20 protein-coding genes, 4 tRNA genes and 2 pseudogenes are annotated in these 25,021 nt (G+C 51.7%); 10 read left to right on the top strand and 16 right to left on the bottom strand.

All coding sequences use genetic code 11. The features are described from left to right. Position 1 precedes the first annotated feature (1 nt). From EDC52_RS05750 to orn, 4 genes are all read right to left on the bottom strand, one after another. A tRNA-Gly gene (locus tag EDC52_RS05750) sits at positions 2–76 on the bottom strand. Between the two features lie 77 nt (positions 77–153). Continuing rightward, positions 154–228, bottom strand: a tRNA-Gly gene (locus EDC52_RS05745). 77 nt (positions 229–305) lie between these two features. Then, positions 306–380, bottom strand: a tRNA-Gly gene (locus tag EDC52_RS05740). A 156-nt stretch (positions 381–536) separates the two neighbouring features. Then, positions 537–1,082 carry an oligoribonuclease gene (gene orn, locus EDC52_RS05735; protein ID WP_131864375.1) on the bottom strand — a complete coding sequence of 182 codons (546 nt, stop codon included), beginning with the start codon at positions 1,080–1,082 and terminating at the stop codon, positions 537–539. Positions 1,083–1,198: 116 nt separating this feature from the next. On the opposite strand from orn, the gene rsgA reads away from it, so the two are divergent. From rsgA to mscM, 3 genes are all read left to right on the top strand, one after another. After that, the gene (gene rsgA / locus EDC52_RS05730) at positions 1,199–2,248 is read left to right on the top strand and encodes a small ribosomal subunit biogenesis GTPase RsgA (protein WP_131864374.1); all 1,050 of its coding nucleotides are present in this window, start codon (positions 1,199–1,201) and stop codon (positions 2,246–2,248) included. A 79-nt stretch (positions 2,249–2,327) separates the two neighbouring features. Then, on the top strand, positions 2,328–3,233 hold the full coding sequence (asd, locus tag EDC52_RS05725; RefSeq protein WP_131864373.1) for an archaetidylserine decarboxylase: 906 nt from the start codon (positions 2,328–2,330) through the stop codon (positions 3,231–3,233). Between the two features lie 12 nt (positions 3,234–3,245). Then, entirely contained in the window at positions 3,246–6,548 is a 3,303-nt protein-coding gene (gene mscM, locus EDC52_RS05720) for a miniconductance mechanosensitive channel MscM (RefSeq protein ID WP_131864372.1), read from the top strand. 10 nt (positions 6,549–6,558) lie between these two features. On the opposite strand, the gene epmA is transcribed toward mscM, so the two are convergent. Beyond that, the gene (epmA, locus tag EDC52_RS05715) at positions 6,559–7,536 is read right to left on the bottom strand and encodes an elongation factor P--(R)-beta-lysine ligase (protein ID WP_131864371.1); all 978 of its coding nucleotides are present in this window, start codon (positions 7,534–7,536) and stop codon (positions 6,559–6,561) included. Between the two features lie 218 nt (positions 7,537–7,754). On the opposite strand from epmA, the gene blc reads away from it, so the two are divergent. Next, positions 7,755–8,279 carry an outer membrane lipoprotein Blc gene (gene blc / locus EDC52_RS05710; RefSeq protein WP_131864370.1) on the top strand — a complete coding sequence of 175 codons (525 nt, stop codon included), beginning with the start codon at positions 7,755–7,757 and terminating at the stop codon, positions 8,277–8,279. A gap of 96 nt (positions 8,280–8,375) precedes the next feature. Here the strand turns inward: blc and EDC52_RS05705 are convergent, their stop codons facing one another. From EDC52_RS05705 to efp, 3 genes are all read right to left on the bottom strand, one after another. Beyond that, a complete protein-coding gene (locus EDC52_RS05705; protein ID WP_131864369.1) occupies positions 8,376–8,507 on the bottom strand; it encodes an entericidin A/B family lipoprotein in 132 nt (43 codons plus the stop codon). 95 nt (positions 8,508–8,602) lie between these two features. Next, a complete protein-coding gene (locus EDC52_RS05700; RefSeq protein ID WP_131864368.1) occupies positions 8,603–8,740 on the bottom strand; it encodes an entericidin A/B family lipoprotein in 138 nt (45 codons plus the stop codon). A 73-nt stretch (positions 8,741–8,813) separates the two neighbouring features. Continuing rightward, positions 8,814–9,380: an elongation factor P gene (gene efp / locus EDC52_RS05695; protein ID WP_131864367.1), complete on the bottom strand. Its 567-nt coding sequence runs from the start codon at positions 9,378–9,380 to the stop codon at positions 8,814–8,816. A gap of 40 nt (positions 9,381–9,420) precedes the next feature. On the opposite strand from efp, the gene epmB reads away from it, so the two are divergent. Next, entirely contained in the window at positions 9,421–10,449 is a 1,029-nt protein-coding gene (gene epmB, locus EDC52_RS05690; protein WP_131864366.1) for an EF-P beta-lysylation protein EpmB, read from the top strand. 53 nt (positions 10,450–10,502) lie between these two features. On the opposite strand, the gene EDC52_RS05685 is transcribed toward epmB, so the two are convergent. The 4 genes from EDC52_RS05685 to EDC52_RS05670 all read right to left on the bottom strand — a co-directional run bounded on the left by EDC52_RS05685 (position 10,503) and on the right by EDC52_RS05670 (position 13,662). Next, positions 10,503–10,859 (bottom strand): DUF4156 domain-containing protein, encoded by a 357-nt coding sequence (locus EDC52_RS05685; protein ID WP_131864365.1) that lies wholly within the window; start codon positions 10,857–10,859, stop codon positions 10,503–10,505. A 125-nt stretch (positions 10,860–10,984) separates the two neighbouring features. Beyond that, on the bottom strand, positions 10,985–12,640 hold the full coding sequence (gene groL, locus EDC52_RS05680; protein ID WP_131864364.1) for a chaperonin GroEL: 1,656 nt from the start codon (positions 12,638–12,640) through the stop codon (positions 10,985–10,987). A gap of 46 nt (positions 12,641–12,686) precedes the next feature. Further along, the gene (locus EDC52_RS05675; protein WP_131864363.1) at positions 12,687–12,980 is read right to left on the bottom strand and encodes a co-chaperone GroES; all 294 of its coding nucleotides are present in this window, start codon (positions 12,978–12,980) and stop codon (positions 12,687–12,689) included. A gap of 223 nt (positions 12,981–13,203) precedes the next feature. Continuing rightward, positions 13,204–13,662 (bottom strand): FxsA family protein, encoded by a 459-nt coding sequence (locus EDC52_RS05670; RefSeq protein ID WP_131864362.1) that lies wholly within the window; start codon positions 13,660–13,662, stop codon positions 13,204–13,206. Positions 13,663–14,019: 357 nt separating this feature from the next. Between EDC52_RS05670 and aspA the strand changes: the two genes are divergently transcribed. From aspA to EDC52_RS05645, 5 genes and pseudogenes are all read left to right on the top strand, one after another. Then, complete coding sequence (aspA, locus tag EDC52_RS05665) at positions 14,020–15,453, top strand: aspartate ammonia-lyase (RefSeq protein ID WP_131864361.1); 1,434 nt, start codon at positions 14,020–14,022, stop codon at positions 15,451–15,453. Positions 15,454–15,785: 332 nt separating this feature from the next. Continuing rightward, positions 15,786–17,498 carry a protein-disulfide reductase DsbD gene (locus EDC52_RS05660; protein ID WP_131864678.1) on the top strand — a complete coding sequence of 571 codons (1,713 nt, stop codon included), beginning with the start codon at positions 15,786–15,788 and terminating at the stop codon, positions 17,496–17,498. Between the two features lie 41 nt (positions 17,499–17,539). Beyond that, complete coding sequence (gene dicD, locus EDC52_RS05655; protein WP_131864360.1) at positions 17,540–18,115, top strand: division control transcriptional repressor DicD; 576 nt, start codon at positions 17,540–17,542, stop codon at positions 18,113–18,115. A gap of 106 nt (positions 18,116–18,221) precedes the next feature. Then, positions 18,222–18,297: transfer RNA gene (locus EDC52_RS05650), tRNA-Phe, on the top strand. Between the two features lie 159 nt (positions 18,298–18,456). Continuing rightward, a pseudogene (locus EDC52_RS05645) lies at positions 18,457–18,945 on the top strand (tyrosine-type recombinase/integrase); the annotation flags it as partial. A gap of 85 nt (positions 18,946–19,030) precedes the next feature. Here the strand turns inward: EDC52_RS05645 and EDC52_RS05640 are convergent. From EDC52_RS05640 to EDC52_RS05620, 4 genes and pseudogenes are all read right to left on the bottom strand, one after another. After that, positions 19,031–19,468: a helix-turn-helix domain-containing protein gene (locus EDC52_RS05640; RefSeq protein ID WP_131864358.1), complete on the bottom strand. Its 438-nt coding sequence runs from the start codon at positions 19,466–19,468 to the stop codon at positions 19,031–19,033. Then, positions 19,465–19,716: a type II toxin-antitoxin system HigB family toxin gene (locus EDC52_RS05635; RefSeq protein WP_131864357.1), complete on the bottom strand. Its 252-nt coding sequence runs from the start codon at positions 19,714–19,716 to the stop codon at positions 19,465–19,467. Before EDC52_RS05635 ends, EDC52_RS05640 begins: the two co-directional genes overlap by 4 nt. A 1,181-nt stretch (positions 19,717–20,897) precedes the next feature. Then, positions 20,898–22,270, bottom strand: a pseudogene (gene allB / locus EDC52_RS05630) (allantoinase AllB). Positions 22,271–24,425: 2,155 nt separating this feature from the next. Then, complete coding sequence (locus tag EDC52_RS05620; protein ID WP_131864677.1) at positions 24,426–24,800, bottom strand: lysozyme inhibitor LprI family protein; 375 nt, start codon at positions 24,798–24,800, stop codon at positions 24,426–24,428. Positions 24,801–25,021: the final 221 nt, after the last annotated feature.

Below are 25,021 nucleotides of genomic sequence, written 5' to 3'. Positions count from 1 at the left end.
TTGGAGCGGGAAACGAGGCTCGAACTCGCGACCCCAACCTTGGCAAGGTTGTGCTCTACCACTGAGCTATTCCCGCAATACTGTGGCGCAGCCCTGTGAACATCGGCTGCCATACGCCCGGCATGATTATTGCCACCCGACGTATTGTCTGTCTGGAGCGGGAAACGAGGCTCGAACTCGCGACCCCAACCTTGGCAAGGTTGTGCTCTACCACTGAGCTATTCCCGCAATACTGTGGCGCAGCCCTGTGAACATCAGCTGCCATACGCCCGGCATGATTATTGCCACCCGACGCATTGTCTGTCTGGAGCGGGAAACGAGGCTCGAACTCGCGACCCCAACCTTGGCAAGGTTGTGCTCTACCACTGAGCTATTCCCGCTTTTCGCAACGAAATTTATCACCGTTACGGGGAGCGCATTATACGAGAAAACCAACGCTCCGCAAGACCTGAAGCCTTAAAAAAGTTATCCGTGTGATTCGACTGCCGTTAAAAACAGCAATTTGCCGATTTAACCGACAAAACGGCTGGCTTTTCTCACAGCTGGATAAAATGTTGTCGGTAATAGGCCAGTTCAGCGACCGACTCGCGAATGTCATCCAGCGCCTGGTGGGTATTTTTCTTTTTAAGGCCGGCCAGAATCTCGGGCTTCCAACGTCGGGCCAGTTCCTTAAGCGTACTGACATCCAGATAGCGGTAATGGAAAAAGGCTTCCAGCAGAGGCATGTAGCGGAACAAGAATCGGCGATCCTGTCCGATGCTGTTACCGCAGATCGGCGATTTACCGGCCGGTACCCAGAGTTCAAGGAATGCCAGCGTCTGAGCTACCGCATCATCTTCGGTCAGTGTGCTTTGGCGAACCCGTTCCACCAGTCCGCTGCCGGTATGGGTTCTGACATTCCATTCATCCATCAGACCCAGTTGCTGTTCAGATTGATGAATCGCCAACACCGGTCCTTCGGCCAGGATGTTGAGGTTGGCATCGGTCACCAGCGTGGCAATTTCTATAATACGATCCCTTTCAGGATCCAGCCCGGTCATTTCGAGATCGATCCAGATAAGATTATTTTCATTAACAGACATGTTTTTCTCACCGCGAGGGGTTTTAAGGCGTTTCTGGTAGAATACTGTGTATCATAGACGTTTTCATCGCCGTGGGCGATCCGCCGTCCCGATCCATCAGCATTAAGTGAGGCGTAGTGAGTAAAAACAAACTTTCCAAAGGGCAGCTTCGCCGCGTTCAGGCCAATCACCAACGCCGCCTGAGAATAAGCGACAGGGGTGTCGATTTGGATGACTCGCTGCTCGGACCGGCGCAACAAGGCATTGTCATTAGCCGATTCGGCAAGCATGCAGATATTGAAGCGCAAGATGGCAGCCTGCACCGCTGCAACCTACGCCGCACCCTGGGCTCGCTGGTCACCGGTGATCGGGTGGTCTGGCGCGACAGCCGGGATCCGTCGGTGGGCATCAGCGGCATCGTTGAAGCGGTGCATCCACGAGACTCCGTTCTGACGCGGCCCGATTTATATGACGGCGTCAAACCGATTGCCGCCAATATGGATCAAATTGTTATCGTCTCGGCAATCTTGCCGGAACTGTCGCTCAATATCATTGATCGCTACCTGGTGGCCTGCGAAAACGTCGAGGTCGAGCCGTTGATTGTCCTCAACAAGATCGACCTGCTGGATAGCGAGGCACGGGCCTGGGTAGATAAAATGATGGCGATCTACACCCGCATCGGTTATCGGGTAATCATGGTGTCAAGTCAGAGCCGAGAAGGGATGACTGAGCTCGAAGCGGCGCTAACCGATCGCATCAGCATCTTCGCCGGCCAGTCCGGCGTCGGCAAATCCAGTCTGCTTAACGCTCTGCTGCCGCCGGAACATGCCCAGATTCTGGTCAATAATGTGTCTGACAATTCAGGGCTCGGCCAGCACACCACCACTGCCGCCCGTATGTATCATTTCCAGCATGGCGGCCAGGTTATCGATTCGCCCGGAGTGCGTGAATTCGGGCTCTGGCATCTGGAGCCGGAACAAATAACTCAGGGTTTTGTCGAATTCAGGGACTATTTGGGCAGTTGTAAATTCCGTGACTGCACCCATGATACCGATCCCGGCTGCGCCATCCGCGAGGCGGTCGAGCAAGGTAAAATTGCCGGTGAGCGTTTTGAAAATTATCACCACATACTGGAAAGCATGTCCCAGGCTAAACCGAGAAAAACGTTTTCAGAATCCGGTAACTGACTTTATCAGCGTACGCCGCTACAATGCGGCCCTTTTCTAAACGCCGTATCACTATATCATTCTATGCAAGAGGTTTGCCGTGCTAGACAGGTTCAAGATTGCACTACAACATACCCTTCCCAAGCGCTGGCTGACTCAACTGGCGGGATGGGGGGCGGAGCGTCGGGGTGGCTGGCTGACCAAGCTGGTGATCGACGGGTTCGTCCGGTTTTATAAAGTGGACATGCAGGAGGCGCAGCGCCCGGAGCTGACGGCTTACCGCACTTTCAACGAGTTCTTTGTCCGGCCGTTGCGGGATGATGCCCGGCCGATAGATACCGACCCGCTGCGATTGGTCATGCCGGCTGATGGCGCAGTTTCCCAATCAGGGCCTATCGATGGTGACCAGGTGTTCCAGGCCAAGGGGCATCATTACAGCCTGGAAGCGCTGCTGGCCGGCAATGATCAGATGACCCAGATTTTCCGCGATGGCAGTTTCGTTACCACCTACCTGGCCCCGCGTGACTATCATCGAGTCCATATGCCCTGTAACGGCATTCTGCGCGAGATGATCTATGTGCCGGGCGACCTGTTCTCGGTCAATCCACTGACTGCCGCCTCGATCCCAAACCTGTTTGCCCGCAACGAGCGCGTAATTTGCCTGTTCGATACCGATTTCGGCCCCATGGCGCAGATCCTGGTGGGCGCCACCATCGTCGGCAGCATTGAGACCACCTGGGCCGGCACCGTTACCCCGCCGCGTGAAGGGGTCATTAAACGCTGGCGCTACCCGGCGGCTGATGACGATGGCGCTGTGGTGTTGCTCAAGGGCCAGGAGATGGGCCGTTTCAAGCTGGGATCAACCGTTGTTAACCTGTTCAGTAAAGATAACGTCATCCTTGGCGACCATCTGCACACGCGTTTCGTGACCCGCGTCGGTCAGTATATGGCCCAGGGCAGCGAGGCGGTGGATTACCCGCTTCCCGGCCAGTCTGCAGTTCAATAAGGGGTTTGTGAGGTGCGCCTGATCATTACCCTACTGCTGGGGTGCCTGCTGGCATCCCCGGCATTTGCGTCTGCTTTTCCTGATGAAGAACAGGTCAGAAAAAGCCTGCAGCAGGCACAAGACAACAAAACGATGGCCAATCAGGCTGAAATTGTTGATGCATTTCAGGCTACGCTCAATTTCATTGCCGAAGGCAAAGCTTCACTGCAGCTCAGCCGTGAGTATCAGGCGGCGATTGATGACTTTCCGCAGTTGACCAAGTCGTTGCGTGATGAGCGTGAAAAAGAAGATGCTCAGCCCGAAGACATAAACCCGAAGCTTCAGGCCGGTGAACTGGAACAGCAGATTCTGCAGGTCAGCGGCCGACTTAACGAGCTAACGGCGCAGTTGCAGCAGGAGCAGGATCAGGCGCGCAACATCAGTGACTCGCTTGGACATCTGCCGCAGCTGCAGGGCGAAGTGCGTAAAGCGCTGAACGACACCGAACTCCAGCAAAAAAGCCAGAATAACGCCAATACCCCCCTTGGGCAGGCGCAGAATATCATGCTGCAGGCCGAGCTGGCGGCGCGCCGCGCCAGGGTGGATGAACTCGACAAGCAGCAGTTGAGTGCTAATAACCGCCAGGAACTGTCGCGTTTACGGGCTGAATTGCTGAAAAAGCGCCGGGATCGCGTCGATCTCCAGCTACAGACGCTGCGCAACCGGCTCAACAGCCTGCGCCAGCAAGAGGCGGAACAGGCGCTTGAGCATACCGAAATGCTGGCTGAGCAAAGCGGAAATCTGCCCCAGTCCATCAGCAGCCAGCTGCGGGTTAATCGTGATCTGTCGGTAGAATTGAACAAGCAGGCCCAGCGGATGGATCTGATTGCGTCCCAGCAGCGCCAGGCCGCATCCCAGACCCTCCAGGTCAGACAGGCGCTCAGCACGCTGCGCGAACAGGCCCAGTGGCTGGGTGAATCTCCTGCCCTGGGTGAGTCCCTGCGCGCGCAGGTATCCAGTCTACCTGAGATGCCCAAACCCCAGCAGCTGGACAGCGATATGGCCCAGTTGCGCATTCAGCGTCTCCATTACGAAGATTTGCTCAATAAGCAGCCTCAATTAGCCCAGAGCCGGCAGGACGACGGCACGCCGCTGACTGAAGTGCAATCCCGACTGCTGGAAGCCCAGTTGCGCACCCAGCGTAATTTGCTGAATTCGTTATTGTCTTCCTGCGATACCCAGATACTGGAACTGACCAAGCTCAAGGTGGCCAACAGCCATCTTGAAGAAGCAATGAAAGAAATTAAGGACGCCGCCCACCGCTATCTGTTCTGGGTGGCGGATGTCAACCCGGTATCGCTCCACTACCCGCTGTATGTGGCGCAGGATCTGCGCCGGCTGGTGTCGCTGGACACGCTCAACCAGGTCGGCCGGGCGGTGGTGATGATGCTGACCAGCCAGGAAACCCTGATCCCGCTGTTTGCCGCCCTGGTGATGGTGGGCTTTAGCATCAGCTCCCGTCGCCACTACCATGACTTCCTTGAACGCTCCAGCGGCAAGGTGGGCAAGGTCAATCAGGACTACTTCTTCCTGACGCTGCGCACGGTCTTCTGGTCTGTCGTGGTGGCCCTGCCCCTGCCGGTGCTGTGGGCCGCCTTGGGCTTCGGCTTGCAGCACGCCTGGCCTTACCCAATGGCTGTCGCCATTGGCGATGGGTTGATAGCGACCGTGCCGGTGCTGTGGCTGTTTATGATCTGCGCCCATTTTGCCCATCCGCACGGCCTGTTCGTGGTGCATTTCGGCTGGCCGATGCGCCGAGTGAGCCGGGCGATGCGCTACTACACGCTATCGATATGGCTGCTGGTGCCGTTGATGATGGCACTGATTACCTTTGATAATCTTAACGACCGCGAATTTTCGGCCAGCCTCGGGCGATTGTGCTTTATCCTGCTGTGCATCGGCCTGAGCCTGGTGACCAACAGCCTTAAGCGCGCCAAATTGCCGCTTTACTTGGATAAACATGGCTCCAGCGACAATGTCCTGAACCGGACGTTGTGGAACATCATGGTCAGCGTGCCGATTGTCGCGGCACTGGCATCCTGCCTGGGTCATCTGGCGACAGCCAAGGCGCTGCTCGGGCGGCTGGAGAGTTCGGTGGCCATCTGGTTCCTGCTGTTGGTTATCTACCATATCATTCGTCGCTGGATGTTTATTCAGCGCCGGCGTATTGCCTATGATCGTGCCAAACAGCGCCGGGCCGAAATCCTGGCGCAGCGCGCCCGTAACGAAGAAGATCTTTCCCAGTCGCAACTGAATGATGCCGCCGCCGAAGTCGATGAAAAGGTAGTGGATCTGGATACCATCAGCGCCCAGTCGCTGCGGCTGGTTCGTTCGATCCTGACGATGATCGCGTTTGTGTCTGTGGTGCTGCTGTGGTCGGAGATCCATTCTGCTTTCGGCTTCCTGGAGAACATTCCGCTGTGGAATGTTACCGCGACGATAAAAGGCGTAGAGACCATTCAGTCGATCTCATTGGGATCGGTGCTTATCGCCATCCTGGTGATGATCATTACCACCCAGTTGGTCAGGAATCTACCGGCGCTGCTGGAGCTGGCGCTGCTGCAGCATCTCGATCTGACGCCCGGTACCGGTTATGCCATCACCACCGTCACCAAATATGTGCTGCTGCTGATAGGCGGGTTGATTGGCTTTTCCCTGATTGGTATCGAGTGGTCCAAATTGCAATGGCTGGTTGCCGCGCTGGGTGTCGGGCTCGGCTTCGGGCTGCAGGAGATCTTCGCCAACTTTATATCGGGTCTGATTATTTTGTTTGAAAAGCCGATCCGCATTGGCGATACCGTGACCATCAGGAATCTCACCGGTAATATCACCCGCATCAATACCCGGGCGACCACCATAACCGACTGGGATCGCAAAGAGATCATTGTGCCCAACAAGGCCTTCATTACTGAACAGTTTATCAACTGGTCGTTATCCGACTCCGTGACCAGGGTGGTATTGACGCTGCCGGCGCCGCCGGATGCCGACACAGAACACATCACGCATATCCTTATCACCGCGGCCAGACGTTGTTCGCTGGTGTTGGATAACCCGGCTCCGGAAGCCTATTTGGTCGATTTGCAGCAAGGAATACAGATTTTTGAGCTGCGGGTGCATGCCGCTGAGATGGGCCACCGGATGCCGCTGCGCCATCAGCTCAATTCACTGATCCTGGCCGGCTATCACGAGTCCGGACTGGAGATGCCGTTCCCGCCTTTCCAGATGAAGATGGACGGCGTCTCCAGAGCGATGAAGCCAGATGTCGGCTCGCTTTAGGCGACTGGCATTATGACCGGTCGACCGGGAAGGCGATGACTTCGCTCAGGCTATGGGCATTGAGCGCCAGCATTATCAGCCGGTCGACACCCAGTGCAACGCCTGCGCACTCGGGAATGCCATACTCCAGGGCGGCGAGCAGGTTCTCATCAATCGGCTTCGGGGGAAGATTCAGCAGTGTACGCTTACGATTATCCTGCACGAAGCGCTGGCGCTGTTCGGTGCTGTCGGTCAGTTCGCGAAAGCCATTGGCCAGCTCAATCCCTTTAAAATAGGCTTCGAAACGATCGGCTACCCGGTGATCTTCAGTGCTGATTTCTGCCAACGCTGCCTGGCTGGCCGGGAAGTGATAAACAAACGTCGGTTTCTCACGGCCGATGTTCGGCTCGACCCCCATAGCGAACAACAGCTGCAGCAGGGTATCACGATCATCATCCACCGATGCGGCCTCATCCAGGTTCAACTTGACTGCCGCGTCATAGAGCTGCGCTTTATCGGCCGAAAGCGGATCAAGGCCGATATGCCGCGTAAACACCTGCTGATAGGACAGGGTTTCGGCACTTTCGCACTCCAGGGTTTCTTGCAGCAGGTCATCAACTTCATTCATCAGCCGGTACATATCATAATGAGGCCGGTACCACTCGAGCATAGTGAACTCGGGATTATGATGACGTCCGGCTTCTTCGTTACGAAAACTGCGGCACAGCTGAAAAATGGGGCCGCTGCCGGCAGCCAGCAAACGCTTCATATGATATTCAGGACTGGTCATGAGATACAGCGGCATGCCAAGTGCGGCGCCGGGGCCAACAAAACGAGTCTCAAACGGAACCAGATGGATATCGGTTACCGTTGCCTGGCTCATCGCCGGGGTTTCGACTTCCAATAATCCACGATCTGAGAAAAAGCGCCTTATCTGCGCCATGATTGTCGCTCGTTTAAGTAAATTGGCGATAGGTGCGGCGGGTTGCCAGCTTGCCGTTTCGCTCATAACATTCTCTCCATGCAAACAGGGGATGAAGTCTACCCGCATCCGATGAAGGGCACAAATAAACCCCTAACTCTTTTTTAGCTATCAAGTCGGGCAGCATGTTCTAAAAGGCACTATCGCCGGGATAGCGCGGATCATATTTTTATCACGTTTTTATCAAGCTCAACGCGTTGATGGAACTACACTTACCTTACTGTCATGGCGAATAAGGATCCCTGATGCATTTCTGGAGAAATACGGCGCTGTTCATTTCGTCACTGCTATCGCTGTCCTGCAGCGTCAGTCCACCCAGCGGCGTCAAGCCGGTGGGTCACTTTGATGCCAACCGCTATTTGGGAACCTGGTACGAAATTGCCAGGCTGGATCACCGATTCGAGCGCGGGCTGGATCATGTTACCGCCCACTATAGTCTGCGCGACGATGGCGGACTTACTGTGGTCAATAAAGGGTTCTCGCCAGGGAAACAGCGCTGGCAACAAAGTGTGGGGAAAGCCTTTTTTACCGACTCTGCGCAGCAGGGTTCGTTAAAAGTCTCTTTCTTTGGCCCGTTCTATGGCGGATATCATGTCATTGAGCTGGACGACGACTATCGCTATGCCCTGGTATCCGGGCCTAATCGCGATTACCTGTGGCTATTGGCGCGGGATAAGATGATAGATGAACCGGTTAAACAGCGACTGGTGGCTAGTGCGCGCCAACAGGGCTTTCCGGTGGATGAACTGATTTGGGTTGACCAGCAGTAAACAAGTGCCCGGTGCGATGTCACGCTGGATACCGTACCGGGTATAGAGTCTGCCATGCTTCAGAATATACCTGCGCCTATCGGGCGCAAAGACGGGTTACTGCGCGGCACGCTGAATAGCTTCACCACCCGCTTCCACATCTTCGCCCGCACCACGCGTGGTATTACAGGCGGTCAAAGAAGAAAGCACCAGTACAGATAAGAGGGCAATAATACTTTTTTTCAACATGATATTATCCTTATAGTGAAAATAAAAAGTACAGCCCTATAAGCATAGTTGGAAAAATGAAATGCGTTGCCTGCTATGGAAATTTTAAGACTATTTTACCCACTCGCTCCGCGGGAAATTGCCCCGCCCAGGTGCTGTACATCCTGACCAAACCCGCGCGCTGTATTACAGCCGTTTAATGTCAATAGCGTAAATACGGCGACCAGCACTATTTTCACTGCCCTGGATAACATGCTGCCGGCTCCCCCATGCACAGGAATCATCAGGAAAACCCGCCGTCAGCGCCGGTTCTCCTGTTAAACAGCGTTATTTTACCCGTGATACGTATTCGCCTGAGCGGGTATCCACTTTGATGACTTCGCCAATCTGCACGAACAGCGGCACCTTCACGACTGCACCGGTCGTCAGGGTAGCAGGTTTGCCGCCGGTACCGGCGGTGTCGCCTTTAAGGCCTGGATCGGTGTCGGTGATTTCAAGCTCGACAAAGTTAGGCGGCGTAACGGCGATAGGCTGTCCATTCCACAGGGTCAGCACACATTCAGCCTGCTCAACCAGCCACTTGGCGTTATCGCCGACGGCCTTCACATCAGCTGCCAGTTGCTCAAAGGTTTCGTTATTCATGAAATGCCAGAACTCACCGTCGTTATAAAGGTAAGTCAGGTTCATATCCATGACATCGGCTGCTTCAACGGTGTCGCCGGACTTGAAGGTTTTCTCCAGCACTTTACCGGAAATCAGTTTACGGATACGTACGCGGCTGAAGGCCTGGCCTTTGCCCGGCTTTACGAATTCGTTTTCAATGACCGCACACGGCTCGCCGTCTTGCATGATTTTGAGACCGGAACGGAATTCATTGGTACTATAAGACGCCATGGTGGTCCTCTTAAATTAAACTTGGTAACGAAGCCAAAAAATGGCAGATATTGTAACCCGAAATAACCCCACTAGAGAAGATTGGTTGCATCAACTTGCCGATGTCATTACCGATCCGCTCGAATTATTGCAGCAACTGCGGCTCAGCCATTATCCAGACTTGCTGGAAGGTGCTGCGGCCCGGCGCCTTTTTCCACTGCGCGTGCCCAGAGCCTTCGTGGCGCGCATGACCAAAGGCGATCCTGCAGATCCCCTGCTGCGCCAGGTATTGACCCTGTCTGATGAATTCCTTGACCAGCCGGGTTTCTCCACCGATCCGCTGGAAGAACAACAAAGCGCGGTGCCGGGTTTGCTGCATAAATATGCCAATCGCGCCCTACTGCTGGTTAAAGGAGGCTGCGCCGTTAATTGCCGTTACTGCTTTCGCCGGCACTTTCCCTATCAGGATAATCAGGGCAGCAGAGCCAATCTGGCGGGTGCCATGGAGTATATCCGCTGCCACCCGGAACTGAACGAAATAATTTTTTCCGGCGGTGACCCGCTGATGGCCAAGGATACTGAGCTGGACACGATTATCAGCCAGCTCGAAGCGATCCCCCATCTAAAAACTTTGCGCATTCACAGCCGTTTACCGGTAGTGATCCCGGCCAGGATCACCGCCACCCTGTGCCAGAGGCTATCCGCATGCCGTCTCAAGGTGGTGCTGGTAACCCATATCAATCACTCCAATGAGATAGACGGCGCCCTCAGGGCCAGCATGGCGCAACTGCGCCATGCTGGCGTCACACTGCTTAACCAGAGCGTATTGCTGCGTGGGGTAAATGATGATGCCGCTACCCTGGCAAACCTGAGCGAAGCGTTGTTTGCTGCCGGCATCCTGCCTTACTACCTGCATGTGCTGGATAAGGTCAAGGGAGCTAGCCACTTTTTGGTGGACGATGAGCGGGCGCGAGCGATTATGCGGGAACTGCTGGGAAGAGTATCAGGCTATCTGGTGCCGAGACTTGCCAGGGAAATCGGCGGCGAAACCAGTAAAACTCCGCTTGATCTGGGGTTGCGCCAGCAATGATCAATGGCGGCATCGTCTGGGAAAGTAGCAGACGATACCGCTATGATTAGCTGCTATTGGCACTGATAAACCTGTCCCTGAATTTTGCTGTCCAGGGGCACAAAGCTTGAAAGGTAGGTATCACGAGTAGAGGTAGGACTTACGGCACCATAAATGGTGTTACCGCCCATGGCTGCCGCTTTGTTTCTCAAATCATTGGCCGCTCCGCGCATGGAAGAATCTTCTCCACCATTACCCGATAACCAGTTGCCCTGAACACCGGTAAGGGTGCCGAGCATACGGCATTCGCTGCCCGGCTGCGTATCGGTGAACTTGACGGCCTGGCCGGCTGCTGACAGGTTGGTGGTGCTGGAGCACCCCGCCAGGAAGAAAACACCGGCACAAAGACAACATAAAGAGTTAATCCGCATCTGGTTCCTCGTTTTTCTTGTTGTGTATCACCTAACAGTAACCGGGTTGCCGCTTTTTTGCCAATAAAACAAAAACCCCCGGCTTGCCGGGGGTTTTCTGTTTTGCTGCAGGATAGACGGGGGAATTACATCATTCCGCCCATACCACCCATGCCGCCCATCCCACCCATGCCACCGGCACCGCCTAAATCAGCCTTATCTTCTTTAGGCAGATCGGTGATCATACACTCGGTAGTGATCATCAGGCCGGCGATGGAAGCCGCGTACTGCAGCGCAGAACGGGTTACCTTGGTCGGATCCAGGATACCCATTTCAATCATGTTGCCGTACTGTTCAGTCGCCGCGTTATAGCCCATGTTGCCTTCGCTGGCTTTAACGTTGTTGGCAATAACAGAAGGCTCTTCACCGGCGTTGGCAACGATCTGGCGCAGCGGTGCTTCCATTGCGCGACGCGCAACTTTGATACCGACGTTCTGATCTTCGTTGTCGCCACGCAAATCAGCGATGCTGTTGGCTACGCGAACCAGCGCAACACCACCACCGGCGACCACACCTTCTTCAACCGCAGCGCGGGTAGCATGCAGGGCATCTTCCACGCGGGCTTTTTTCTCTTTCATTTCGACTTCAGTCGCCGCGCCAACCTTGATAACCGCTACGCCGCCAGCCAGTTTGGCTACACGTTCCTGCAGTTTTTCACGATCGTAATCAGAGGTCGCTTCATCACGCTGCTGGTTGATTTGAGCAACGCGGTTTTCGATAACGGCCCTGTCGCCGATACCATCGATGATGGTAGTAGTGTCTTTAGTGATAACCACACGCTTGGCCTGACCCATATCTTCCAGGGTGGCTTTTTCCAGCTCCAGGCCGATCTCTTCAGAGATAACGGTCCCGGCGGTCAGGATAGCGATATCCTGCAGCATGGCTTTACGACGATCACCAAAGCCAGGGGCTTTAACTGCGGCCACTTTAACAATGCCGCGCATGGTGTTGACCACCAGAGTCGCCAAGGCTTCGCCTTCAACGTCTTCAGCGATAATCAACAGCGGTTTGCCTGCTTTGGCAACGGCTTCCAGCACCGGCAGCATTTCACGGATGTTGGAGATTTTCTTGTCAGCCAGCAGAATGAACGGGCTTTCCAGTTCAACAGCACCGGTTTCCGGCTTGTTGATGAAATAAGGGGACAGGTAGCCGCGGTCGAACTGCATACCTTCTACCACGTCAAGTTCGTCCTGCAAACCAGAACCTTCTTCAACAGTGATAACGCCTTCTTTGGTCACTCTCGCCATGGCTTCGGCGATCAGTTTGCCGACGGTTTCATCAGAGTTGGCGGAGATGGTGCCGACCTGGGCAATAGCTTTGGAGTCAGAGCAAGGAACCGACAGTTTTTTCAGTTCTTCAACGGCGGCGATAACGGCTTTATCGATACCGCGTTTCAGATCCATCGGGTTCATGCCAGCGGCAACGGCTTTCAGACCTTCATTGACGATGGATTGAGCCAGAACCGTTGCAGTGGTAGTACCGTCGCCCGCAGCGTCATTGGCCTTGGAAGCGACTTCTTTAACCATCTGCGCGCCCATGTTCTCGAATTTGTCTTCGAGTTCAATTTCACGCGCAACAGACACGCCGTCTTTGGTGATGACCGGTGAACCAAAAGATTTGTCTAAAACGACATTACGGCCTTTAGGACCCAGGGTGACTTTGACTGCGTCTGCCAGGATGTTTACGCCGCGAAGCATTTTAATGCGAGCGTCATTACCGAATTTTACGTCTTTAGCTGCCATTATGAATTTCCCTTAAATTCGTTCAGTTCAGAAGATTACGCGCGGATTACGCCTCAACAATAGCCAGAATGTCGCTTTCGGACATGATCAGGACTTCTTCATTATCGATTTTTTCCACTTTCACGCCGTAACCGTCATTAAAGATAACGATATCGCCAATCTTCACATCCAGCGGCTTCACTTCGCCGTTTTCCAGGATGCGACCGTGGCCGACTGCCAACACTTCGCCACGGGTAGATTTACCCGCCGCAGAACCGGTCAGAACGATGCCGCCAGCCGATTTGGATTCAACTTCTTTACGCTTGACGATAACGCGATCATGTAATGGACGAATATTCATTGATAGCTCCCCTTAAGAAAGTCCGTATCAGTTTTTTGGGATGAATGCCGGGCATGCCTTCATGCCCTGCCTCGTGGTCTTAAAGATGGGGGCGTTCAATTACGCTTCAAGGGGGCAAAAAAAAAAAATTTATCTGACCGGATAAATAATCGCCAAAGAAATAAAATAACAGTTAAAATTCAAACGATTATGAAAATTCTTCAACGTTATTCTTTTACCAGGATCATTCATCGCCTCGTTTATCATCGATGCGATTATGAGGAACATCTTTACGCTGATATTCACCTTCGAAGGTATCGCCGTCGGCGCCGGGACCGGCACGGTGAGTGAAACGCAGGTAGGGCAGCAATTTCAGCGTCAGGGAATTCTGCACCGGAGGCAGCAGCAGCAGCAAGCCGAGGAAATCGGTAAAAAAGCCCGGCAGCAGCAGCAAGAACCCAGCCAGCAGTACCGATACGCTTTTGATCATCTCGGCCGCCGGACTTTCACCTTGGGCAATCTTTACCTGCATCTGCGTCAGGATACGCAGCCCCTGGGTACGCACCAGCGACACACCGACAAACGAGGTCAGCACCACCAGCAGCAGCGTCAGCAGCACTCCGATAACGTGGGCGACCTGAATAAACAGGGTTATCTCAATATAAGCAACGACAAAGATCAGTATTAACGGTATCCAACGCACCGAATTCTCCTATGGTTATGCATCTTTACTTCTACTTTACACCCCAAAGCGGGGGTAAGATGAAGGAAATAAGCGGTTCGGCAACAACACTTCACGACATGATTATCTGTTTAATGGTAGCTGATGGAACGAATTTCAACCCTTGGCGCGTTATCCGCCCGGATTCTGGCGCCTGACCGGATGCGCAAGGTAAACGGCAGGTTAAATAACCGTGATCGACTTAATAGCTTTGGCGACAAAACAGCATATAATTGCGAGTGACAGCCAAATGGTAGCGGATGTATCTGTAAAATAAACCTTTAAACCAGATGATCCTTTAACATCAGTGTAAAACATCGCCTATTAAGGAAGTGCCCCATGGCAAGCAACATCCGTATAGAAGAAGACCTGTTGGGGACGCGTGAAGTTCCTTCCGATGCCTATTATGGTATCCATACCTTACGCGCCATTGAAAACTTCTCTATCAGCAACACCAGAATCAGTGATATCCCGGATTTTGTCCGCGGCATGGTCATGGTTAAAAAGGCGGCGGCCCTGGCCAATAAAGAGCTTAAAACACTGCCGAGAAATATTGCTGACATCATCGTGAAAGCCTGCGATGAAGTGCTGGAAAAAGGCCGCTGTCTGGACCAGTTCCCGATTGATGTCTATCAGGGAGGTGCCGGCACCTCGGTGAATATGAATACCAATGAAGTCCTGGCCAATATCGGTCTGGAACTGATGGGGCATAGCAAAGGCGAATACCTGTTTCTCAACCCCAATGATCACCTGAACAAATGCCAGTCGACCAACGACGCCTATCCAACCGGTTTCCGCATTGCGGTATATCAGTCGATTCTGCGTCTTATCAGCGCTATTGATGCCCTGAGCGAAGGCTTTGAGACCAAAGCGAACGCGTTTTCCTCTATCCTGAAAATGGGACGCACCCAGTTGCAAGACGCGGTGCCGATGACACTGGGCCAGGAATTCCATGCGTTCACCGTGCTGCTGAGAGAAGAAAATAAAAATCTGCTGCGCACCGGCGAATTGCTGCTTGAGGTCAATCTTGGCGCTACCGCCATCGGCACCCGGCTTAATACGCCTGACGGCTATCAGGCACTGGCCGTTGAAAAACTGGCTCAGATTAGCGGACTGCCCTGCGTACCGGCAGAAGATCTGATTGAAGCCACCTCAGACTGCGGCGCTTATGTGATGGTACACAGCGCGCTTAAACGCCTGGCAGTCAAATTATCCAAAATCTGTAATGATCTGCGCTTGCTTTCTTCCGGCCCGCGCACCGGCCTGAACGAAATCAACCTGCCGCAACTACAGGCGGGTTCATCCATAATGCCGGCGAAAGTCAATCCGGTCATCCCGGAAGTGGTCAACCAGGTTTGCTTTAAAGTCATCGGTAATGACACCTGCATTACCATGGCGTCCGAGGCCGGTCAGCTCCAGCTTAACGTAATGGAACCGGTTATCGGCCAGGCGATGTTTGAGTCAATCCATATCCTGACCAACGCCTGCTATAACTTGCTGAATAAGTGTATCAGCGGCATCACCGCCAACAAGGAAGTCTGCGAAGCCTATGTGTTCAACTCCATCGGCATCGTCACCTACCTGAATCCATTTATCGGCCACCATAACGGTGATATCGTCGGCAAGATCTGTGCGGAAACAGGCAAGAGCGTGCGTGAAGTGGTCCTGGAGCGCGGGCTGTTGACCGAAGCTGAGCTGGACGATATTTTTTCGCTGGAAAACCTGATGCACCCGGCCTATAAAGCCGTACGTTACACTGATGATGTGCAGTAATTAATCCTTCACCACGGGTCTGCGGCATCGACGGCCTGCCGTGCCGCGCACTCGCATCCGCCTGCAGTCCTTCGGTGTTTAAACCATTGCCAGCTTATCCAATCAACCATGACTGGATAGCAGCGCCGCCGTTTTACTGTACCTCGGATGTTTATTGGCCTGCCCGCTCCCGGGCCTTATACTCACCAGACCAGGATGGAGCCGCTCCAGGTGTTACCGACTTTCGCAGGAATCACGTGTTGAAAAAAGTGCTTTGTTACCCCCCCACTCGCACCGCCAGCGAGCCCACCCGGCGATATCGGCTGCAGAGTCCATTGCAGCGATGGCTGCGCATGCTGTTGCTGGTGATTATTTCCGCCGGCATGCTGCCGCTGGCGGCGCAGTCTTCCCTATTCGGCCATCAGAATGCCTCTGGTTTCGTTCGCAGCGAACAGGCTTTCAGCTTTGATTTTCACCAGCAGGGCCCGGTGCTTAAGCTCATTTGGCAGATTCGTCCCGGTTATTACCTTTACCGCCAGCAAATAAAGCTGACGCCCTTAGCGGCCACCCTCGGCGAGATTGAACTGCCCGCCGGACAGCTTCATCGAGATGAATTTTTTGGCGAGACTCAGATTTATCGGCAGACATTACAGTTGGCCATACCGATCACTCAGGCAGGCGTGGATGCCCAGGTAAGCGTTACCTGGCAAGGTTGTGCCGAGGCCGGCTTTTGCTACCCCCCAGAAACCCGGCAGGTGCCGCTCAACGCGGTGGTCGCCAACGCCACCCGGCAAACTACCGCCGCCCCCACTGTCCAGCTAGCGCCGGTGAAGGATATTCAGCAGCCCTTTTCGCCGCTGTGGGCGCTGCTTATCGGTATCGGCATTGCCTTTACCCCCTGCGTGTTGCCGATGTATCCGCTTATTTCCGGTATTATTCTCGGTAATGGCGCCGGCAGGCTGAGTTCAGGCCGGATTTTCCTGCTGTCGATGGTCTACGTCCAGGGCATGGCGGTGACCTATACCTTACTGGGCATTGCCGTGGCGGCGGCCGGATTGCAACTGCAGGCCGCATTGCAGCAGCCTTTCATCCTGATTGGCTTGTCAGTGCTGTTTATGCTGCTGGCGGCAGCCATGTTCGGCGCCTATAGCCTCCAGTTACCCTCTTCGGTGCAGACGCGGCTGACGCTTTGGAGCAACCAGCTACAGCCTGGCGCGTTGGCCGGTGTTTTTGCTATGGGCGCCCTGGCCGGGCTTTTCTGCTCGCCCTGCACCACCGCCCCCCTTAGCGCTATTTTACTGTATATCGCCCAGAGCGGTAACTTGCTCACCGGTGGCCTGACGTTGTATCTGTATGCCCTCGGCATGGGCATCCCGCTGGTGGTGTTCGCCCTGTTCGGTCATCGGCTGTTGCCAAGATCCGGTCCCTGGATGCAGCGGGTCAAGGAAGGCTTTGGTTTTGTGATCCTGGCGTTGCCGGTATTTTTACTGGAGCGAGTATTGGGAGATGAATGGGGCTCCCGGCTGTGGAGTCTGCTGGCGGTGAGTTTCCTGGGATGGGCGCTGCTGGCTGGACGGGATGCCCGCTATCGCGGCAATCGGGTGGTGGCGATGGTGCTGCTGCTGATGATGATCGTGGCGGCGCGCCCGCTGCAGGACTGGGCCTTCGGCTCGAACGGGTCAACTGCTGGGGCCCCGGCGGCCCAGGGCCCGGTGTTTGCCCGAGTGGTTTCGGTGGCGGATATTAATCGAGCCTTGGCCGCATCTCCCGGCAAACCGGCGATGCTGGATCTGTATGCCGACTGGTGCGTGGCCTGCAAGGAATTCGAAAAATATACCTTTACCGACCCGGCGGTTAAGCAGGAACTGGCCGGTTTTACTCTGCTGCAGGCTGATGTAACAGCAGACCAGCCAGACCAGAAAGCCCTGCTGAACCAGTTAAAGGTGATGGGATTGCCAACCCTGCTGTTCTTTGACGACCAGGGCCATGAGATCCCAGGCTCCAGAGTGACCGGCTTTATGCAGGCACGGGATTTCCAAAGCCATTTGCACAATATCGCCGGTTAAACGACACTAGAGCTTAACGCGCTATCAATTAGGAGGCTTACGTGCAACGCGAAGATATACTGGATCATGCGTTGAACCTTTTAGAAATAAAAGGTTTTACCCTTGTGTCACTGGAGATGCTTGCAGAAGAACTGTCCCTGCCGATAGCGCAATTACAGGCGTTTTGGCCAGACCGCGAGGCCCTGCTCCACGATTGCCTGCGTTATCATGCCGATCAGGTGGATAACTGGCGCGGACTGTTGTTGAAAGATGAGAGCCTTGATACCCAGCAAAAACTCCTGGCGCGTTATCAGGTGCTGGATCATCAGGTTCGCCAGCAGCGCTACCCCGGCTGCTTGTTTGTCGCCGCCTGCAGCTTTTATCCTGACACCGGCCATCCGATCCATCAGTTGGCCGAGCAGCAAAAACAGGCCTCGCTCACCTATACCCGCGATCTGCTGACCGAGCTTGAGGCTGATGATCCCACCATGGTGGCCCAGCAGATGGAACTGGTGCTGGAAGGGTGTTTAAGCAAGCTTTTAGTCAAGCATCAGCTACAGGATGTCGCTGTAGCCCGCCGCCTGGCTGAAGATATTCTGCGTCTGGCGCTATGCCGTAAAAATGGGGCATTGAGTTAAATAACCGCCAATTTGCCTGAAAAGCCAGCAATCAGGCGAGGTTTATCATAAATCTCTGATAAATCCATTGACGAAAAGCGGCCAATACGGTTTAATGCGGCCCGTTGCCCGGATAGCTCAGTCGGTAGAGCAGGGGATTGAAAATCCCCGTGTCCTTGGTTCGATTCCGAGTCCGGGCACCACCATTCTTTTTTATGCTTTCTTATGAATCCCTATATATCTTCAATTCGATAGGTTAGCGTAAAAACCCTTTCCGATACGTTCTGATTTATCCCTAGGTATCCGGAAAATGTGGGGTCAAATTGCGGGTCATTCAGTTCGATGAATGGAGAGACCCTTACATGGCTCTGACTGACAGTAAAATCCGCGCTGCAAAAACCTTGGTAAAATCCTACAAAATCACCGATGCCCACGGTCTGTATCTACTGGTATCCACCAGCGGCTCGCGTCTGTGGTATTTCCCCTACAGCTTCGGCGGCAAAGAATCCCTCCTGGCTTTAGGCGCCTATCCGCAGGTGACGCTGGCGGATGCTCGCGAAAAGCGCGACGCCGCGCGCAAGCTGCTGGCATCGGGCAACTGCCCTTCCCTGTACCGTGAGTCCGAAAAAAACGCTGTAGACGAAACCCGCACCTTTAAACACATCGCAATCTCGTGGCACACCAGCAGCCTCAGGCTCTGGTCGGAAAGCCACGCGGATACAATCGTTACCTGCCTGAAACGCTACGCGTTCCCTGACCTTGGTGAAATGGACATCACAGAAATCGAAACACGGCATCTGGCGCAGCTCATCAAGGCCATCGACGATAAAGGCGTGCATGACGTTGCAGGGACTACAGCGCCATCAGTTGGTTTTTTTCTGGCGGGCCAGAGGCCCGCGGGGCGCTTACCCCGCCATGTTAAACCGCAGCTATGACTTACACGTTTTCTTCAAGAAAGGTGGTAACGGGAATGCCAAATCGCTTTGATAATGCTTTCATGTGGTCAAGCGTTAGGGAACGCTCACCTTTGAGTATCATACTAACCAATGAACCAGCGTCAATTTCGTCTTTAAAGCTGGTTTGATTTAAACCATATTGATCCATCAGTGTGCGCAGTACGGCCAGTTCTTTGGGTATCGCGGCAATACGGGCATTAAATTCGGCGTATTCCGGCGCGGTATTTTCATAATCCGCAATTTTTTTTGCGAGTAGGTCAATCAATGGATTTTCGTCATCCGTATCGATTAAGCGTTCTACCAGTTCGAGAGCCTGCTCGTAGTCATGCCGATTATCACTCCCCCCAAGTAAAGAGACGGCATTTACCAATGTCGCAGCCGCATTAAGTGCAGCCTGATAGTGAGTCGATGTGATCATTTTGGGTTTCTCCGATAATAATCAGTCAGCTTGTCGTACTCTTTATGGGTCACGATGTGCTTAATGAAAACATTCTTTGTTTCAAACTTGATATAAGCTATCAATCGTAGGTTATTGCCACCGATATCAATGACCCACCATTTTTGTCTGTACTTGAATCTGTCCAGACTTCCAAACTGTGCCTTGAGATGTTCGGGTGTAGTAAACCGTTCCGAGTGCAACACTCTATATGTCGCATCTAATGCCAAAGCGTCATTCGGATAGCGTCGTGCAGCTTCAGCGTTACGTTCCGGTGAATAGCGTTCATATCAAGCATCGTTGCCCCATTGGGATTTTAGTATGGGGTGTCAACTACCCTGTCAGAAAGCGCAGACAACTTAATCGGTTTCTAAGCCGGGTACGCGCCCGGGAATTATTTATTCACTAGGCGGCTTATAATTAATTATGCCTTGTCCACGAAGGTCCCATTGGTAACTGTGGAATCGCACCGTGATTAGTCCCGCGTTGCCCGATGTGAGAAGGCTGCATGGGAACGTGAGGCATAGGAACATTAACAGGACCGTGATCTATCAGTCCAAATGCGACATTTGCACTCCAGCAATTCCGGCACCAACAAATGCACCGGATACTCCCCCCGTTTTTGCCCCGACTGCTGCCCCGACCGCCATTTCGCGTCCTATAGCAATAGCCAATTGCTTATTGTCAGGCTCTGGATTTGGACAATTCAACATTTAATTCCTTTTTTTGATTAACCGATAAGTTAAGTAAATAATTATTCCGACAAACATACTTACTAATGAGGAATAAGAAAAACTTAAGATTTCTTCTTCGGAAATATTACCAAATTCCACACCATTCCCCCATAACAAAAAACATGAATTTGTTAACCAGGGAAGAAATATTAATGTATAAAAAATATTATTATTGAAACCATGTTTTCTTATGTAAAAAAAACTAGCAATAAGCACATAAGTTAAAGGAGTATGTATGTTAAAAACCATTATTAATCTCATATTAATTTATAATGCTAGCAGTTAAGGATGAATTTTAACTATTTTTTTAATAGCTTTTTCACACCACATTTATTATATAAATTTCTTAAGAAATCAAGTTTAATTAGTCATGTCACATTGCCGTAGAGCATAGTGGTTCGGTAAACTGCCGGTAAAAACGAATCGCGCTGACCCTGTACCGGAACAGTGTCACCGGCAATTAAGTTGAGTTTATCGAAGTCGCCATCAAATACCGGTCAAGATATAAGTCACTTCGCCGCACCAAATCCGATCCGATTCCGTTACTGCGTAATGTCGATCGAGATGGTTTGGAACTTCAGTGTGCTCACCATCAGGGTAATCCTTCTGGCTCCGGCAGCACCACCGCTGGCGAAGGCTTGTTTGCTGCCATACCTTGGTATCCGAGCTTCTTTTGGTCACACCTTGATATAACGGCCAGGGAATGCGCCGGTTAGGCCATTTTCCAGGCTGTAAATCGTTTCACCCAGTAAAATGGCCCGAACAATCCGGGCGCCGATCTTCCGACCGACATAAGCGCTGATTTTATCCCTGTATTCCAATTCCTCCGCTCTAAGGGTATAGGGCGAGTTCGGCAGGATAAAAGTAAAGTCGGCATCCTTGCCAATCGCAATTCTGCCTTTTGTATGCAAAGCAAAGCGGTCGGCAGGGTTTATTGCGATGAGTCTGGAAAATTGTGTCAATGGCATACCCCGTTTTTGTACGCTTTCATCAAAAAAAATATCAACGTCATTTTGTAACCCCGCAATACCGCCCCAGGCGTCAAACGCATTGTTTTTGTTTTTCAGTGTTGCCGGACAAGGTGAATAATCGGTAGTAATAACGTTTATATTGCCGGCTAGCACATGCCGCCATAAACCATCCTGCGCCTTTTTGTCGCGAATAGGCGGTGAGCATTTTGCTAACGGACCAATCTCATCTAACTCATCCGTAACAAAATACAAATATGATTACAGGTTTCACAGGTAATGTTAAGCCCTTCCCCGCGCGCTTTTATCACTTCTTCTACGGCTTCAGGACTCGAAATATGGCAAAAATTAATTGGACAGCCGGTTATCTTCACAAACAAAACTGCACGTCGAATGGCTTCAACTTCTGCGAAAACCGGATGAGTGGCTTATAGAGGATTTTAAAGATACATAGCCTTTTTCATAAGCAATTTGCGCTAAACGTTCTGTAATTGCGGCGTTCTCAGCATGAATCATCAAAACCCTGCCTGTTTTGGCTATTTGTCGCATGCCTGCATAAAGGGGATAATCATCAACGTTCAGAAAATCACCTTTGATGGAAGAATCTCCGCAAGTTGCCATAAAGCATTTGTATCCGACAACCCCACAGTCGCTCTGCTCTTGGATTCCATTATTGTCTAATTATATGGAACTAAGCCACCATGAGATGCTGCATCAATGACTAATTTCCCTACTCCAGCAGCATATTTAATTTCCAACATGTTTTTATCGACTGTGGCAGGCAATTGATTCAATGGCATTGCTATGATAGTGGTGACACCTCCTTTAGCGCATGCCCTGGTTCCGGTAACATACCCTTCCCAGTCCTTGCGAATACCGCCCCCGGGTTCATTTATATGGACGTGCGCATCTACCATTCCAGGGCTTACCACCAGACCCGTTGCATCAATCACGTGTTCAGCCCCCCTTAATGCCGAGCCTATTGCGGCAATTTTGCCGTTTTTAATGGCGACGTCAGTAAGCACTTCACCCTGTTCTAAAATAACTAAGCCATTAGCAATGATCGCATCGTAATTACGAATTCCTGCCTGACGGGCGGGCAAGGCGGCGCGACTCTTCGCCTCACTGGCTGATACGGGAATGGGTGGCGATCCCCTATTGCCGCTATACCGGTAATGTCCTTTAAAAGGTTTCTTCTATTTTCAGAAAAAAAACGTCTTTTCCATTAATTCCTTCTTTCACCTCAGCGATCTTTCCCAAGTTCGATTTCATCATCTATTTCCTTATTCTCAATTGTCATAAAAAATCGTAGCGTTGATATTTAATAACTTGGTTTTTTTATTTAAAAGCAGTCGTTATGGTTTTTTTATATAAAAATTATCTGTTTTATCTGAAATTTATATAGTTATCTGAAAACATAGGAAAAATTACCAAGCTTTTTTTTTGGTTTAAATATAATCAACAATTTCAAAATAGCTTTCGGAGAATATAATTCCGAAAAGTGATCCCATAATTTTCATAACGGCCAGGATGCCCAGTTGATTTTGTTAACTATATTACACTAAGTCAGCATGGCGGCAGTTTCGGCATTATCCATAATATTATTACAGATACGCGGGCATTGTTTTTTTAAGTTATTCGACGCCGGAACATAAAACCGCCCATTGCCGAGATATACTCGTCATGAGTAAAAACAATTACCTTTTAAAACGTTTTGAAAAATAATGAAATTGGCATTATTTAAATTACATCTTATAAACATGTACCGCCACGCATTGGATCTGGACGGCCCCACAACTGTGGACATTTCCTGTGTTTACGTGAACTACGCCCAGGATCGTGGACATTCCAGCCATGCCCGGCGCACCATTGAAAAAGCCGGCATTGCCGGCTTGTAGTAATAAATAAATAGATAACCAAGATCGGGATGGTCAGAACTCTGGCCAGAGAATCTATCGTTGAAACCGCCACACTCAGTTAAGCCGAACTGAGCGAATACTGCCGTCGCAAAGAGCTTTATCCAGAACAAATAGCCCAGTAGGAACAGAATTCTCTCCAGACGCTACAAACCGATACCCGCTAGTCGCACAAATAGGCTCAGGGCTGAAACGGGAACTGGCCCGTAAGGAATTATGTCACGCCGGAACAGCGGCACCAGGGAGAAGATATAAACCTGCTGGCAAAACGAAAAGCGTTATATGAATCGACCAGAAAAACCCGACTGGAACGGTGGGCAATGTCATGCCGTCAATGGCAACGAGTCGAGGTAGTAATGTTGAATCCGGACAAGCCAGATACCGGGCTTAAATTCACAGCGTAAAAACGAATAAATGTGTCAACTTCGTTGACAGCTACCGGCTTCGTTAGGCTCGCACTGAGAAAGAGATCACGCAGGAAATTTTGGCGCAGGCGCTAGATCGTCCCCAGTAATTTATGGCCACAGTTGAAAACGGTGAACGTAGCTGGATGTCGTAGAATTCATTCATTTAACCCATTTACTGGGGCTGGCCCCCGCGAGTATCATTACCAAAGTTCCGGTTAAATTTAAACCCGTTAACGAAATTATTCATTTTCACCTCGGATGAATTAAATCACAATATTTTAATTTGAATATTTCATCAAATGTGATCTTTCTACAACCGCGCCGATCATCCCTTATTACATATAATCCTATTTATTATCAATAAATAATAACGCATCTTGATTATGATGGCCAGATTGCAGAGGCTATGGCCATGAGCCGTACGCTGAAACTTGGATTCAGAAGCCCGGACTCAAAGTGAGTAAATTGAGCCATAATATTTAATTATCTCAACTTCCGTGTGACAACATCTCGAAAATAGTACCAATTTTTTTAATTAAATACATAGATTAGATAACTGGTTGATATTAAACTGCTTTTACGTTGTGTTACCAATCACAAAACCGCAGCGGATTGCCATGGGGCTTTAGCCGGGGCTTTGCTCCATGCGATTAAGATTAAAACATTTATAAATACTACATTAATCGCGGATTTGATGCCGAGTCGAGGCACCATGAATTAAAGCAACCAGCCTCAGGGCTGGTTTTTTGCTTTCACGGTATTTGATTTTTTCGTCGCCCTATCCCGTTCTCTGGAAATTGGCACCTAAAGGTTACGTATTCAGCGCGGCGCAGGCATTGCCACAGCAAAATACCGCCCCCCTTTACGTCACAGTCCGCGGCCTGAAGAGACAGGTCTGAGTGCCAATATCGCAGCTACAGCGGGCAGCTAACGTCACCTTCTGGGCAGTTCAGCATGGTCTGAAGCTCCTTGGTTCTCTGCTCCGTTTTAGCTTGCCGGCAGATAGCCGTATTCATCGGACTTACCGTGCCGTCGCTGGATTTATAAGTTTGAAATTTACAGTCGGCATCGCGATAGCTGATCCATTTTTTTTGCGCGGACTGCAGTAGGTTTTTTTGCTCGCCTAAAGTCAGTTTCAGTGCTTTTTGATAAGCGTTATTCAGCTCCTTATCTGCTTTTTTATAGTCCGCCGAAGCACACTGGTTGATTTCAGATTGCGTTTGAGCATTACCGCAGTCTGCAGCCACTGCCTGGGCAAGTGGAAAAAGCATCAGTGATAAAGCCATCATTATTTTCATGTCATTGTCCTTATAAGCCACTTCTTGGCGGTTTATAATTATATGCGGTAATTTGATCATGCGTTTCAAATGACAATAGATTGGTCCCTGAGTGTATCGATTCCCTCGGCGGCGATCGCTGCGGCGACGGGGCCAAGCAGGACTAGATGCTTTGCCAGAGCGGTATATTGTGGCTAATGCTGGCCCATGTCACAGCCGATCCCGTTGCCCCA

This window comes from Biostraticola tofi (assembly GCF_004343195.1).
In the GTDB taxonomy this organism is placed as follows: domain Bacteria; phylum Pseudomonadota; class Gammaproteobacteria; order Enterobacterales; family Enterobacteriaceae; genus Biostraticola; species Biostraticola tofi.
Note: the sequence above shows the minus strand (reverse complement) of the source record. Positions and strands in the feature narration are given on the sequence as shown.

Coding starts and splice junctions, on each gene's coding strand:
- orn (WP_131864375.1), bottom strand. CDS start 1,082: ATGTCTGTTAATGAAAATAATCTTATCTGGATCGATCTCGAAATGACC.
- epmA (WP_131864371.1), bottom strand. CDS start 7,536: ATGAGCGAAACGGCAAGCTGGCAACCCGCCGCACCTATCGCCAATTTA.
- blc (WP_131864370.1), top strand. CDS start 7,755: ATGCATTTCTGGAGAAATACGGCGCTGTTCATTTCGTCACTGCTATCG.
- EDC52_RS05705 (WP_131864369.1), bottom strand. CDS start 8,507: ATGTTGAAAAAAAGTATTATTGCCCTCTTATCTGTACTGGTGCTTTCT.
- EDC52_RS05700 (WP_131864368.1), bottom strand. CDS start 8,740: ATGTTATCCAGGGCAGTGAAAATAGTGCTGGTCGCCGTATTTACGCTA.
- efp (WP_131864367.1), bottom strand. CDS start 9,380: ATGGCGTCTTATAGTACCAATGAATTCCGTTCCGGTCTCAAAATCATG.
- epmB (WP_131864366.1), top strand. CDS start 9,421: ATGGCAGATATTGTAACCCGAAATAACCCCACTAGAGAAGATTGGTTG.
- EDC52_RS05685 (WP_131864365.1), bottom strand. CDS start 10,859: ATGCGGATTAACTCTTTATGTTGTCTTTGTGCCGGTGTTTTCTTCCTG.
- groL (WP_131864364.1), bottom strand. CDS start 12,640: ATGGCAGCTAAAGACGTAAAATTCGGTAATGACGCTCGCATTAAAATG.
- EDC52_RS05675 (WP_131864363.1), bottom strand. CDS start 12,980: ATGAATATTCGTCCATTACATGATCGCGTTATCGTCAAGCGTAAAGAA.
- aspA (WP_131864361.1), top strand. CDS start 14,020: ATGGCAAGCAACATCCGTATAGAAGAAGACCTGTTGGGGACGCGTGAA.
- EDC52_RS05660 (WP_131864678.1), top strand. CDS start 15,786: ATGCTGTTGCTGGTGATTATTTCCGCCGGCATGCTGCCGCTGGCGGCG.
- EDC52_RS05640 (WP_131864358.1), bottom strand. CDS start 19,468: ATGATCACATCGACTCACTATCAGGCTGCACTTAATGCGGCTGCGACA.
- EDC52_RS05620 (WP_131864677.1), bottom strand. CDS start 24,800: ATGATGGCTTTATCACTGATGCTTTTTCCACTTGCCCAGGCAGTGGCT.